Origin of the sequence: Devosia geojensis, from assembly GCF_000969415.1 — a bacterium.
GTDB classification, from domain to species: domain Bacteria; phylum Pseudomonadota; class Alphaproteobacteria; order Rhizobiales; family Devosiaceae; genus Devosia; species Devosia geojensis.
Genome location: NZ_JZEX01000050.1, coordinates 22373 through 36002 on the forward strand (window position 1 = coordinate 22373; position 13630 = coordinate 36002).

Sequence of the window (13630 nt, forward strand, 5' to 3'; positions counted from 1 at the left end):
GCAGTTGTATCCGAAGGGCGCCGCTCGATCACTGCGTACAACCGGACGTTCATCGTTTACTGGATCCCGGCTTTCGCCGGGATGACACCTGGGGGAAGGCCAGTTCATGACCAAAGCCAACTGGAACTATCCGACCGCCGTGCGCTTCGGCGCCGGACGCATCGCGGAGCTTCCCGAGGCGCTGAAGGCGGCGGGTATCGCCAGGCCGCTGCTGGTGACGGATGCGGGGCTCGTCAACCTGCCCGTGACGCAGAACGTGCTGAGGCTCCTGAAGGACGCCGGCATCGAAGCCGGGCTCTTTGCCGACGTCAAGCCGAACCCGGTCGCCGCCAATGTCGAGGCGGGAATTTCGGCGCTAAGCGCGGGCGGGCATGACGGGGTCATCGCGTTCGGGGGCGGCTCCGGGCTCGATACGGGCAAGGTCATCGCCTTCATGGCCGGGCAGACCCGGCCGATGTGGGATTTCGAGGATATCGGCGACTGGTGGACGCGAGCGGACCCGAAGGGGATCCTCCCCATCGTCGCGGTGCCGACGACGGCCGGCACCGGCTCGGAGGTGGGGCGCGCCGGCGTCATCACCGACGAGACGACGCACACCAAGAAGGTGATCTTCCACCCGCTGATGATGCCGAGGATCGTCATCGCCGATCCGGAGCTGACCGTCGGCATGCCCAAAGCCATTACCGTGGGCACAGGCATGGATGCGCTGGCCCACTGCCTCGAAGCCTATTGCGCGCCGGGCTATCATCCGCTGGCCGACGGCATCGCGATCGAGGGCATACGGCTCGCCATGGACAACCTGCCCAAGGTCGCGGCCAACCCCAACGACATCGAGGCGCGCGGGCACATGATGAGCGCGGCGGCGATGGGGGCGGCGGCGTTCCAGAAGGGGCTCGGCGGCATCCACGCGCTCTCCCACCCGGTCGGCGCGCTCTACGACACCCACCACGGCATGACCAACGCGGTGTTCATGCCCTATGTGCTCGCCGTCAACCACAAGGCCATCGAGACGCGCATCGGGCGGCTCGCCGGGTATCTCGGCCTGCCGCCGACCTTCAAGGCCTTCCAGCACGCGATCCTGGCGCTGCGCGACCGTCTCGACGTGCCGCATACCTTGAAGGATTTCGGCGTCGACGACACGCGGCGCGAGGAGATCGCCGACAAGGCGGTGGTCGACCCGACGGCCGGCGGCAACCCGATCGAGTTGACCCGCGAGCTGGCACTCAGGATTTTCGACCGGGCGATGACGGGGCGGGTTTAGGGCTGGAGGAATCCGGAAGGCCCCCTCACCCGCCCTTCGGGCGACCTCTCCCCCGAAGGGAGAGGTGGGGCGCGGCGCTGCCGAGTGCCCTCTTCACCTCTCCCTTCGGGGGAGAGATCGGCCCTTGCGCAGCGGGGGGACGGGTGAGGGGGCCTTCCGGCGCTACCCCGCCACCCTCCTGACGGTCGCGGACGAACCCTCGCGCATCAGGCTGGCGAGGTGGCCGGCCACCGCTTGGCGGAAGGTGGCATTCTCCGGCAGGTCGCGGCCGAAGATTTCGGGGACTTCGACAAGCCCGTCAAAGAGCTTTTCCGGATCGCCGCCGGCCTCGGCGGCGATGGCGCTGAGCCGCGTGGCGAGGGGATCGCGCACGTCGATCGCCTCGCCCTTCTCGTCGATGCCGGTGACATAGCGCATCCAGGCGGCGACGCCGAGGGAGAGGCGGGTGATGGGCTCTCCGGCCTGCAGCCGGTCGCGGATGGTGCCGAGGAGGCGCTGGGGCAGCTTCTGGCTGCCGTCCATGGCGATCTGCCAGGTGCGGTGCTTGAGGGCCGGGTTGGCGAAGCGGGCGAGGAGCTCGTCGCGGTAGGCCGGCAGGTCGGTGCCGGGCATGTCGAGGGTCGGCATCACCTCATCGGTCATCAGGCCGTGGATGAGCTTGACGAAGGCGGGATCGCCCATGGCGTCGGAGACGTGCTGGTGGCCGGCGAGGTAGCCGAGATAGGCGAGCGTCGAGTGCGAGCCGTTGAGCATGCGCAGCTTCATCAGCTCGAACGGCTCGACGTCTTCGACCACCTGCGCCCCCACCGCCTCGAAAGGCGGCCGGCCGGCGGGGAAGTGGTCCTCGATCACCCATTGGGTGAAAGGCTCGGTCATGATCGGCCAGGCGTCCTCGGCGCCGATGAGGCTTGAGACGGTCTCCCGGTCGGCATCGGTGGTGGCGGGCACGATGCGGTCGACCATGGTCGAGGGGAAGGCGACGGCTTCTTCCACCCACTGGCAGAGCGCTTCGTCGCGCAGTGCCGCGAAGCGGGTGACGATGCGGCGTGTGGTCCGGCCGTTGGCCGGCAGGTTGTCGCAGCTCATGACGGTGAAGGGCGCGATGCCGGCGGCGCGGCGGCGGGCCAGCGCCTCGACGAGAATGCCGGGGGCGCTTTTGGGCGATCGCGGGTCGGCGAGATCGTGGACGATGTCGGGATGGTTAGGGTCGAGCTCGCCGGTCGCCGGATCGTGGCAATAGCCCTTCTCGGTGACGGTGAGGGAAACGATGCGGATAGCGGGCGAGGCCATCAGCGCGATCAGCTCCTCGCGCTGCGTGTTGGCGTCGAGCACCTCAAGGATCGAGCCGATGACGCGCGGGCGCGTGCCCGAGGCGTCGCGGATGGCGATAGTATAGAGCCCGTCCTGCGGCGCCAAAGCCTCCTTGGTGTCGGGACGGCGCAGGCTCGCGCCGACAATGGCCCAATCCGGGTGCTCGGCGAGGAGGTCATCGACATAGACGGCCATGTGCGCGCGGTGGAAGGCGCCGATGCCCAAATGCACGATGCCGGCCTTGATCATCGCGCGATCGTAACCGGGGACGGCGATGCCTTGCGGCATTGCGGCGAGGGACTGGCTGGTCAGGCGTGGCATCGGGCAGGCGCTCCTCAATCAAGTCAGGCGGCACCATAAAGGCTTCGCATCTTGTATGGAAGATGCGAAGAACGCACGTCCACCGCTTGCGGTGGCCTGCCGGTTCCCGGCATAGATGCACGCGAGGATTGGAAGAGGAGAGTCGATTTGGCCCGCAAACGCTTCGTCAGCATCGGGGAATGCATGATCGAGATGTCGGGCGGGGAGGACCGGCAATACCGCCTCGGCTATGCCGGCGACACGCTCAACACCGCCTGGTACATGCGCGCGCTCCTCGGGGACGAGTGGGACGTCGACTATTTCACCGCGCTCGGGGCCGACCGCTATTCGGCCGATATCCGCGCCTTCCTCGAAGAGCACGGCATCGGCACGCGCTTCATCGGCACGGTCGAAGGGCGGCGGCCGGGGCTCTACCTCATCCACCAGGCGGAGGGCGACCGGCACTTCACCTATTGGCGCGACACCTCGGCGGCAAAGCTCCTCGCCGAAGACCGCGAGGCGCTGGCGGCGGCGCTCGATGGCGCCGACATCGTCTATTTCTCCGGCATCACCATGGCGATCCTGCATCCACGGGCGCGCGGGCGCCTGATGGGGGCAATCGTCACGGCTCGCGACAAGGGCGCGCGGGTGGTGTTCGACCCCAATGTGCGCCCTGCCCTCTGGACCTCGCAGCGGGTGATGGGCGCGGTGCTGACGGCGGCTGCGACGATCAGCGACGTCGTCATGCCCACCCACACCGACGAGGCGCCGATCTTCGGCGACAAGAGCGCCGAGGAGACGGCCGAGCGCTATCTCGAACTCGGCGTCGAGGAGGTGGTGGTCAAGGATGGGGCCAAGCCCGCGTTCATTGCCACGCCCAGCGAGCGGGTCGAGATGGCGCCGAAGCCGGGCGCGAAGGTCGTCGATGCGACGGGGGCGGGCGACTCGTTCAACGGCGCCTATCTCTCGGCGCGGGCGGCGGGTGCTGGATTGAGAGACGCGGCGGAGGCGGCGCACCGGGTGGCCGGCATCGTCATCGGCGAGCGCGGGGCGCTGGTCGATCCGGGATTGCTGAGGGGGTAGAGCTCACACCAACAGCGATTGCGCGCCGTCGATCCAGACGGGGGTGCCCGAGATGTGGCGGGCGCGGTCGGAGGCGAGAAAGGCGACGAGGTCGGCGACGTCTTCGGCCTTGCCCGGCTTGCCGCCGGTCAGGGGTACGCTGCCTTGCGGAAATTCGCGCGGCACGATGATGTCCTCGGTATTGCGGCGCTCGGTGTTCTCCTCGATCTTGCTCTCGATGGCGCCGGGGCAGATGACGTTGACGCGGATGCCGTCGTCGGCAAGCTCGAGGGCGAGCATCTGCGCCAGGGCCACCTGCCCGGCCTTGCTCACCGAATAGGCGCTGGCGCCGGGCGTCGCGAAGGTGCGGGTGCCGTTGATCGAGGAGGTGATGAGGATCACCCCGCCCTGGCGCTTCAGCATCGGCACGGCGTAGTGGGCGGTAAGGTACGTGCCGCGCAGGTTGACGGCGATGGTCTTGTCCCACTCCTGCGGCTTCAGTTCCTCGATGGGAGCCCAGACGCCGTTGATGCCGGCATTGGCGAAGACGATGTCCAGCCGGCCGAATTGCTCCTCGATACCCTCGAAGACCCTGAGCATTGCTTCTTCATCGGAAATGTCGGCAGGGATGGCGACGGCTTTGCGACCCTTCCCGCGCACCTCCTGCGCCACCTCTTCGATCTCGTCGGGCGAGCGGCTGACGAGCGCCAGATCGGCGCCCTCCTCGGCGAGGCGGAGCGCCGCGGCGCGTCCGATGCCCGAGCCGGCGCCGGTGACGAGCGCGACCTTGTCCTTCAAGTCCATCATGTCCTCCTTGGGTTACAAGGAGGAATGAGGCGGCGCCCCGAGGGTTCCGGGGGACTATCGCTCCACTCCCCTCGATGGGAGGGCAGGGATCCCACCGGCTGTCATCCCGGCGAAAGCCGGGATCCAGTACACACTGGCGGGGCGGTCGTCGCCAACTTCGTCTCGAACGGAACTCGTCAAGAACCGCGCCCACATCGTTTACTGGGTCCCGGCTTTCGCCGGGATGACAGCCGGGGCGGGTGGCGAGAATCGTGCTTAGAGGGGATCAGAAGCCGCGCTTGCCCGCTTCCTCGATGTAAGCCAGCTCCTCGGGGGTCGAGTCCCGGCCGAGCGCCGCGTTGCGGAAGGGGAAGCGGCCGAAGCGGGCGATGCAGTCGCGGTGGCCCATTTCGTAATCGAGGATTTCCGGGTCATCGAGGGACGCGAAGAGGCGCATGGCCTCCTCGTGAACGAGGAGCGACTCGGAATGCATGTAGGGCATGTAGGCGAACATGCGCTTGTCCCTCGGCAGCTCCCGGTCCAGCCCTTGCGCAACGAGCTCCTGGGCGAGGGTCAACGCCATCGGGTCCTGCGCGAAGGCTTTCGCCGAGCCGCGATAGAGCTGGCGGGAGAACTGGTCGAGGACGATGATCTCGGCGAGCCGCCCTTCGGGCGTGGTCCGCCAGGTCCAGGCCTCGCCGAGCGCGACGCGGGCGTGGGTCTCGGCAAAGCGCTCGGCGAGGCGCGTATCGAACTCGGCGGCGCCGGCGAACCAGTCATCCTTGCCGTGCTCGACGAACCAGAAATCGAGAACGTCGCGATAGGTTTTCATGGGCCTCCTAAACGGTGATGATCGCCTTGATCAGACCTTCGCGCTCCTGCGACCATTTGGGCAAGTCCTGCGGCACGCGGTCGAGGCTCGTTGCGTGGGTGGCGAGGCGGTCGGTGGGGATGCGGCCGTGGCGGATGGCGGCCATGACGTGGTCGAAATCCTCGATGGTGGCGTTGCGCGAGGCGCGGATGGTCAATTCGCGCCGGTGCACCTCGGCGTCGGGCCAGACGAGATCGCCGGTTATGACGCCGACGAGCGTATAGGCGCCGCCATTGCGCACGTGAAAGAGGCTGGCGTTCATGGCGCGGATGGAGCCGGTGGCGTCGAACACCGCATCGAACCCGGTGCGGCGGACAGCCTTGAACGCCTCGCTTTCCAACGCGTCGGGGCCGAAGGCGGCAAAGCCGAAACTTTCCGCCGACTGCCGCTTGTCGGCAGCCGCATCGAGGATGGTGACTTCAGCGCCGGCGATCCCGGCAAAGAACGCAACGCCCAGCCCGATCGGACCGCCGCCGACGACCAGCACCCGCTGGCCGGCGTGAAGCCCCGTGCGGCGCACCGCGTGGGCGCCGATGGCGAGGAACTCGACCATGGCCGCATCGCGCAGCGACAGCCCGTCGGCCTTGTAGAGGTTGGCTTCGGGCAGCACGACCCGCTCGGCCATGCCGCCATCGGAATGGATGCCGATGACCGAGAGCGTCTCGCAGCAATTGGTCTTGCCTTCGCGACAGGCGGGGCACTCGTAGCAGGGCAGATAGGGATTGATGACCACGGGATCGCCGGCGGCAAAGAGCCGGCTGCCGTTGGGATCGGCGACGACGCCGGAGAGCTCGTGGCCGAGGACGCGCGGGTATTGGAGGAACGGGTGATGGCCCGAGTAGATGTGATAATCCGTGCCGCAGATGCCGATGTGGCGGATGTCGACCATCACCCAGCCGGGTTGCAGTTGCGGCTCGGGCGCCTCGATGAGGACGATCTCGCCCGGAGCGATGCAGGATATGGCGCGCATGTGGTCTCCTCCCGTCGGGGAGGAGACCTAACATGTCACTTCAGGCTAGCCAACGGCGATGCGGATGCGGTTGCCGAAGGGATCGCGGGTCTCGATACCGTCGGCGAGCTTCTCGATCGGCGCACGGGCGGCGGCGAGGCGCGCCTCGAGACCGGCAAGCGTTTCGGCATCCGGCAAAACGATGGTGAACCAGCGCAGGCCCGCGGCGCCGGCCGGCGGCAGGGCGGCGTTGACGCCGGACCAAATGTTGAAGGCGATGGTGTGGGGCATGTAGTCGAGCCCGACATCGCCCATGCCGAAGGAATCGATCAGGAGGAACCCGGCAAAGCCGAGGACGTCGCGGTAGAAGTCCATCGCCTTGCGCAGATCCGCCACATGCACATGCACGTGGCCGATGCGGGTGCCGGCGGGCATCGAGGGGACGAGCACCGGCTTCTCGCCGAGTTCGGCAAGCAGGCCTTCCATATCGATCGGATCCCGGCCCGAATGCGGCTTGCCGTCGCTGGTGACGGCGTAGGTGCCCTCATCCGGATGGCCGAGCGTGCCGCGCCAGGGGGTCTCGAAGGTGATCTCGATGCCGTTGCCGTCGAGGTCCCAGAGATAGATCGCCTCGGAGACGAGATGGTCGGTCGGCGCGATGCGCACATTCCGCTGCAGGGCGCGCACCGCCATCTGGGCCAGGTCGGCACGGTGCGGCACGTGGATGGCGACGTGGTAGAGGCCGATGGTGCGCGACACCACCGGGCCGGTCGCGCCGGTTTCGAGGACGATCAGCGCCTTGCCGCCGGCGCCGAGGGAAATCTGGTTGCCGGTTTCGGCGACGATCTCGAGGCCGACGACGTCGCGCCAGATGGCGAGGGCCTTGTCGCGGCCGGTCACGGCGATATGCACCGGCCCGAGGCGGGTCGTCAACGGCAGGACGGGCTTCGATCGCACGTCGGTCTGTACGCGGGCATCGATCATGGGAGCCTCCGGGGAAAAGGAGCGCGCAGGCGCGTTGATTGCGCAAGATATAAGCCCGGCAACCTTCGCCTCCTAGCTCAACGAGGCGAAGGGATCGTTCACTGAATGGCTGCCAAAACCCGGGCCGGCGGCGGCTTTTCCTCGCCGGGCAACTGTGTTCAAGTGCACGCGGTGCAGCGGGCCGAGGCAACCGCACGGTCGTCCAAGCATTGAGAGCAGGCCCCTCCATCACCGGCATCCCAACAAGGAGACGAGCGATGAAAGTGCTTTACACCGCAAAGGCGACCTCCACCGGCGGACGCACCGGACACGGTGCGACCGACGACGGCGTGCTCGACGTGACGCTGACGACGCCCAAGGAAATGGGCGGGGATGGCGCGCGCGGCACCAATCCGGAGCAGCTCTTCGCGGTCGGCTATTCGGCCTGCTTCCTCGGCGCGATCAAGGCGGCGGGCCGCAAGACGGGCGTCAAGATCCCCGAGGAGTCGACGGTCACCGCGCAGGTGAGCTTCGTCGACCGGGAGGACGGGGAAGGCTTCTGGATCAAGGCGGCGCTGGAAGTGAACCTTCCCGGCATCGACAAGGACACCGCCGCCGACGTGGTGCGGCGCGCCCATGTGATCTGCCCCTATAGCGAAGTGTCGCGCAAGGGTTTCGAGGTGACGCTCGACGTCGTCTGAGCGGCAGCTTGGCGCCGACGGCGTCGCGGGCATTTCCGCCTGCGGCGCTCCTTTCCGGGGGCCTTTGCGATTACCTACGAACAGATCACGCTCTTCCTCCTCTTCGCTGTCGTCCTGACCCTCCTGATGTGGGGACGCTGGCGCTACGACCTCGTCTCGTTCGCCGCGCTCGTCGCGGCGGTCGTATTGGGCGTGGTGCCGGCCGACCGGGCCTTCAGCGGGTTTGCCAACGACGCGACGGTCATCGTCGCGCTGGTGCTGGTCGCCGGGCACGGGCTGACGCGCTCGGGCGCGATCGAGCTCATCACCCGCGGCATCATCGCCAAGCCGCGCAGCGTGCCCCTTCACCTGGCGATGCTCGGCGGCATCGCCGCGGGGCTTTCGGCATTCATGAACAACGTGGCGGCGCTGGCCCTCACCATGCCCGTCGACATCCAGGCCGCGCAGAAGGCGAAGCGCCCGCCGTCGCTGACCCTGATGCCGCTGGCGGCGGCCACGATTCTGGGTGGACTGGCCACGCTGATCGGCACCCCCGCCAACATCATCATCGCATCCTATCGCGAGCAGGCGAGCGGGACGCCCTTCGCCATGTTCGACTTCGCGCCCGTGGGATTGGCGGTGGCGGTCGTGGGCCTCGCGTTCCTCGCCCTCATCGGCTGGCGGATCATTCCGCAACGCGAGAGCGGCAACGCCATGGCCGAGCTGGCGGCAATGAAGAACTATGTCAGCGAACTGGTGGTCGAGGCCAAGGCGAAGGCCATCGGCCAGCGAATCGCCGATCTCGACCCGATCGCAGACGAACACGACACGCAGATCGTGGGCCTCGTCCGCAAGGACAAGCGCCTGCCCGGACGGGCGCGCGCCGAAGAGATCCTGGAGGGTGACCTGCTGGTCGTCGAGGGGGCGCCCGAGGCGCTCAACAATCTCGCCTCGGCGCTCGGCCTCGGCTTCCAGGGCAAATCCGGGGAGAAGGCCCCGCTCGACGCCGGCCAGGGTTTCATCGAGGCCGTGGTCAGCCAGGAAAGCCGCCTCATCGGACGCTCGGCCAACGAGGTGCAGATGCTGCGCGGCTACGGGATATCGCTGCTCGGCATCTCGCGGCGCGGCAAGACGCTGCGTCAACGCGTGCGACGCACGCCCTTGCAGGCGGGCGACGTGCTGCTCCTGCTGGGCGCGAGCGAGAGCATGGACGAGGTGCTGGCGCGGCTCGATTGCCTTCCGCTCGCCCGCACCCCCACCCTGACCCGTCACGACAAGGCGCTGCTCGCCATAGGTCTCTTCGTCGGAGCCATAGCGCTTTCCGTCTCGGGCTTCCTGCCGCTGACCATCGGCCTCAGCCTCGTGGTGATCGCTTATGTGCTCACGGACATCGTGCCGATCCGCGAAGTCTACGAGGCGATCGACTGGCCCATCATCATCCTCCTCGGCGCGCTCATCCCCATGGGCGAGGCGCTGGAAAGCTCGGGCGGCACGATGCTCATCGCCGACGCCATCGCGCAGACGACGCAGACCATGCCCGCATGGGTGGCGCTGACGACGATGCTGGTGGTGACGATGCTGCTCTCCGACATCCTCAACAACGCGGCGACCGCAGTGATCGCCGCGCCCATCGCCTATGGACTGGCGAACGCCATGGGGGTCAATCCGGACGCCTTCCTGATGGCAGTCGCCATCGGGGCGAGCTGCGCCTTCCTCACCCCCATCGGGCACCAGAACAGCCTGCTCATCATGGGACCGGGCGGCTACGAGTTCTCCGACTACTGGAAGTTCGGCCTGCCGCTCGAAGTGCTGACGGTCGTCGTCGCCGTGCCGGCGATCCTCGTCTTCTGGCCGCTCTAGGTGCGTTGGGATTAGGTGGAGTTTAGCTAGCGCAATGAGGTTTCCTTAAGGGCGCGGGCATATCCTCGCGCCAGCCCTGGAGCCCCTCGCGCATGTCCCTACCGGCGACCCTCTCTCTCGACGACAGCACCTTGCTGTTCGTCAACGCGGTCGTCTGCGTCACCTCCGGCATCCTCTACTGGCTCGACGTGCGCCGGCAGCCGCATACGGCGGCGCTCTGGTGGGGGCTGACCTTCGTTTTCGGCAGCATGCCCGGCTTCATCTACGTCGCCGCCCACGAGCTGGGCCAGCCCTGGCTCTATCCGGTCGGCAACGGCATCGTGGTGCTGGCGGTGGCGTTCATCTGGACGGGCGCGCGCGCCTTCAACCAGCGCCCGGCGCCGCCCGCAGCCTGGCTCACCGGGCCGATCCTCGTGGTTGCGATACCGCTGCTGTCGGAGCGGAGCTTCCACGAATGGAGCGGGGGACTGCCCTATCTTGCAGGCGTTGCGCTCTATTGCCTCATGGCGGCGCGCGAGTTCCTCAGCCCGCGGGGCAAACGCCTGCAGAACCACGTGGTCCTCGGCGCGGCGGTCGGTGTCGCGGGCCTCTTCTACACGATGCGGGCGACCGCCTTCGTGATGCTCGGGCCCTACGATCCGGTATTCGAGGCTCTGTTCGGACCGCAGGTGGCAACGCTCGTCTCGCTGCTCCTCATCATGGTGTGCAGCTTCTCGCTCGTCGCGCTCGGCAAGGAGATGGGCGAGGCGGCGCTGCGGCGCGCCGCGACCATCGACGGGCTGACGCAGGTGATGAACCGCGCCGCCTTCAACCGCGCGGCCGACGCGCGCCTGCGCACCCTCGCCGCGACCCGTGCGCCGGCAACGGCGCTGATCTTCGATCTCGACCACTTCAAGGCGATCAACGATACCTTCGGCCACGCGGCCGGCGACGAGGTGCTGATCCGCTGCGCCGAGACGGTGGGCAAATGCCTCGAGGCGGGCGACCTCTTCTGCCGCTATGGCGGAGAGGAGTTCGCCGTGCTGCTGCCGGGCGTCGGACCGGAGAAGGCCGGTCGGGTCGCCGCGCGCATCCTCGCCACCATCCGCGCCGTCGCGATACAGACCGAGCGCGGCCTGGTGCGGCCGACCGCCAGCATCGGGCTTGCCTGCGCGCTGCCGGGGGAGACGGATCTGTCCGCTCTCATCAGCCGCGCCGACGAGGCGCTCTACATGGCCAAGCAGGCCGGCCGCAACCGGGTGGAAGAGCACCGGGCGGCGGCTTGAAGAAAGGGCGCCCTGGGGCGCCCTTCATCACGCGACGTTCAACCCCTTGGTCAGTTCCAGCGCCTGGCGCTCGAAGAGGCGGCGATAGATGCCGCCCTTGAGGCCGATGAGGCTCTGGTGGCTGCCTTCCTCGACGATGCGGCCCCTGTCGAAGACAAGGAGCCTGTCGAGGGATTTGACCGTCGAGAGCCGGTGGGCGATGACGAGCGTGGTGCGCCCGACCATCAGCCGCTCCATCGCCCGCTGGATCAGCACCTCGCTCTCGGAATCGAGGCTCGAGGTCGCCTCGTCGAGAATGAGGATCGGGTTGTCGGCCAGGAACGCCCGGGCGATGGCGACGCGCTGCCGCTCGCCGCCCGAGAGCTTGACGCCCCGCTCGCCGACCAGCGTCTCATAGCCCTTGGGGAGCTCCTCGATGAACTCGTGCGCGCTCGCGAGCCTTGCCGCCTCGATGATCTCGGCGCGGGTCGCTTCGGGGCGCGCATAGGCGATGTTCTCGGCCAGCGAGCGGTGGAACAGCACCGGCTCCTGCTGGACGATGGCGATCTGGCTCCTGAGCGAGGCCTGCTGCACGTCGGCGATGTTGGCGCCATCGATGGTGATGGCGCCGCCATTGACGTCGTAGAGGCGCTGGATGAGCTTGACGAAGGTCGTCTTGCCCGAACCCGAGTGTCCCACGAGACCCACGCGCTCGCCCGCCCGGATATCGACCGAAAAGTCCCGGTAGAGGGGCGTTGCATGCGCGCCGTAGCGGAAGGTGACGCGATCGAACGAAATCGCGCCCTTGCCGATGCGGATGGGCTTGGCGCCGGGCTTGTCCTCGATGCCGAGGGGGTGCTTTTCGAGCAGGACCAGCTCCTCCATGTCGTTGACAGCACGCTGGAGGTTGCGAATGTCCTGACCCACTTCGCGCAGATATCCCTGCAGCACGAAGAACATGGCAAGCACGAACGTGATGTCGCCGGGGCTCGCCATTCCCTGTTGCCAGAGGACGAGGCCGGTGCCCAAGAGGCCCGCCTGCATGGTCACCATCATGAAGCCCTGAATGGTGCCGTTGAGCGTGCCGCGCCGCCAGGTGCGCCGCGTGCGGCTGTCCCATTTGCGCAGGACGCCCTTGAGGCGGGTTTCCTCGCGGTCCTCGGCGCCGAACGCCTTGACCACGGGATTGCAGCTCACCGCATCGGCCAGCGCGCCGCCGAGGCGCGTGTCCCAGGCATTGGCGAGGCTTGCCGCCGGAGCGACGAACCCCATCGAGAGCGTCACGGTGACGGCGATGTAGATCACCGAGCCCACGCCAACCACCAGGCCCATGATCGGCCAGTGCAGGGCCATCAGCACGGTGGCGCCGACCAGCATGACGACGCTCGGCAGCAGGGCCACCAGCAGCAGGTCGTTGAGGGCGTCGAGCGCCCACATGCCGCGGGTGATCTTGCGCACGGTCGAGCCGGCGAAGCTGTTGGCGTGCCAGTCGGTCGAGAAGCGCTGCACCCGGTGGAAGCCGCTGTTGACGATCTCGGCCATCATCTTGAGCGTCAGCTTGATGATGCCGTTGAAGATGAAGTAGCGCAGCGTGACGCCGGTGAGGCCGAGCGCCACCGCGATGGCGAAGGCCCGCATCGCCTGCATCCAGGCCGTCTGTTCGCTGTTGGAGGCGTTGGTGATGGCGTCGACGATCTGGCCGGAGAACAGCGGGATCATCACCTCGGCCAGCGTCGAGACGATGACGAGCCCGCCGATCAGGGCGATGCGCCGGGGCTGGGTGCCCCACTGGCGGAAGACGAAGCCGAGCACGTTGCGGAACGCGTCGGCGCGGAAATCGAGTTTCTTGCGACTCATATTGGCATCCGGCCGCGTTCACCGCTGGCCGGCCTTATGGAAAAAGCAAAGGAAAACAGCCGGGAACAGGGCACAATGCCCCTCAAGTCAAACCGGCTATGCTCTTGAAGAAACCGCAGGCGGCGCGCTGGCGGGCCGCGGATGGCGACGACCTAACGTCGCGGATTCCCGGATGGGAGGACGATAAACGGTGCTGCCATGTAACGCCTCCCTTTGCCTTGGAATGGTGCGGAAGACGATCTTTAGCCAAAGCCCCCGCATTTGCCAACAGGCAAAAAATCGGCGCGGGAGAAAGTGTTGCCGGGCGACAACAGGGGATGGCCTCGGTGGCTCACGGGCCCACCCCCACCCCTGCCTCTTTTACACATCTCCCAGCCCACCAGACGCTACGCCACCCCGCCTGCCTTCCTCCGCTTGACAAAAAAAAAAAAAACATTACAGCCAACACACTGTCCCTACTAGTTGCCAGCAGCACCCTTACCCTTT

11 protein-coding genes are annotated in these 13630 nt (G+C 67.4%); 5 read left to right on the forward strand and 6 right to left on the reverse strand.

Annotated elements, in window-relative coordinates; translation table 11 throughout:
* The first annotated feature begins 106 nt into the window (after positions 1–106).
* Positions 107–1261 carry an iron-containing alcohol dehydrogenase gene (locus VE25_RS03840; protein WP_046107274.1) on the forward strand — a complete coding sequence of 385 codons (1155 nt, stop codon included), beginning with the start codon at positions 107–109 and terminating at the stop codon, positions 1259–1261.
* 162 nt (positions 1262–1423) lie between these two features.
* Here VE25_RS03840 and VE25_RS03845 read toward each other — a convergent pair whose 3' ends face one another.
* On the reverse strand, positions 1424–2893 hold the full coding sequence (locus VE25_RS03845; protein ID WP_046107275.1) for a mannitol dehydrogenase family protein: 1470 nt from the start codon (positions 2891–2893) through the stop codon (positions 1424–1426).
* 147 nt (positions 2894–3040) lie between these two features.
* Here VE25_RS03845 and VE25_RS03850 point away from each other — a divergent pair, with 147 nt between their 5' ends.
* Complete coding sequence (locus VE25_RS03850; protein ID WP_244466860.1) at positions 3041–3955, forward strand: sugar kinase; 915 nt, start codon at positions 3041–3043, stop codon at positions 3953–3955.
* 3 nt (positions 3956–3958) lie between these two features.
* Here VE25_RS03850 and VE25_RS03855 read toward each other — a convergent pair whose 3' ends face one another.
* From VE25_RS03855 to VE25_RS03870, 4 genes are all read right to left on the reverse strand, one after another.
* Positions 3959–4738 carry an SDR family oxidoreductase gene (locus tag VE25_RS03855; protein ID WP_046107276.1) on the reverse strand — a complete coding sequence of 260 codons (780 nt, stop codon included), beginning with the start codon at positions 4736–4738 and terminating at the stop codon, positions 3959–3961.
* Between the two features lie 268 nt (positions 4739–5006).
* The gene (locus VE25_RS03860) at positions 5007–5552 is read right to left on the reverse strand and encodes a DUF924 family protein (protein ID WP_046107277.1); all 546 of its coding nucleotides are present in this window, start codon (positions 5550–5552) and stop codon (positions 5007–5009) included.
* A gap of 7 nt (positions 5553–5559) precedes the next feature.
* The gene (locus VE25_RS03865) at positions 5560–6561 is read right to left on the reverse strand and encodes a zinc-binding alcohol dehydrogenase family protein (RefSeq protein WP_046107278.1); all 1002 of its coding nucleotides are present in this window, start codon (positions 6559–6561) and stop codon (positions 5560–5562) included.
* Positions 6562–6606: 45 nt separating this feature from the next.
* On the reverse strand, positions 6607–7524 hold the full coding sequence (locus VE25_RS03870) for a VOC family protein (RefSeq protein ID WP_046107279.1): 918 nt from the start codon (positions 7522–7524) through the stop codon (positions 6607–6609).
* 257 nt (positions 7525–7781) lie between these two features.
* Between VE25_RS03870 and VE25_RS03875 the strand changes: the two genes are divergently transcribed.
* From VE25_RS03875 to VE25_RS03885, 3 genes are all read left to right on the forward strand, one after another.
* Entirely contained in the window at positions 7782–8204 is a 423-nt protein-coding gene (locus tag VE25_RS03875) for an organic hydroperoxide resistance protein (protein ID WP_046107280.1), read from the forward strand.
* Between the two features lie 126 nt (positions 8205–8330).
* Positions 8331–10043: an SLC13 family permease gene (locus tag VE25_RS03880; protein WP_244466861.1), complete on the forward strand. Its 1713-nt coding sequence runs from the start codon at positions 8331–8333 to the stop codon at positions 10041–10043.
* 92 nt (positions 10044–10135) lie between these two features.
* Positions 10136–11308 (forward strand): GGDEF domain-containing protein, encoded by a 1173-nt coding sequence (locus VE25_RS03885; RefSeq protein WP_052731709.1) that lies wholly within the window; start codon positions 10136–10138, stop codon positions 11306–11308.
* Positions 11309–11335: 27 nt separating this feature from the next.
* Here the strand turns inward: VE25_RS03885 and VE25_RS03890 are convergent, their stop codons facing one another.
* Positions 11336–13144, reverse strand: coding sequence for an ABC transporter ATP-binding protein (locus tag VE25_RS03890; protein WP_046107282.1), 1809 nt, complete (start codon positions 13142–13144; stop codon positions 11336–11338).
* Between the last annotated feature and the right edge of the window lie 486 nt (positions 13145–13630).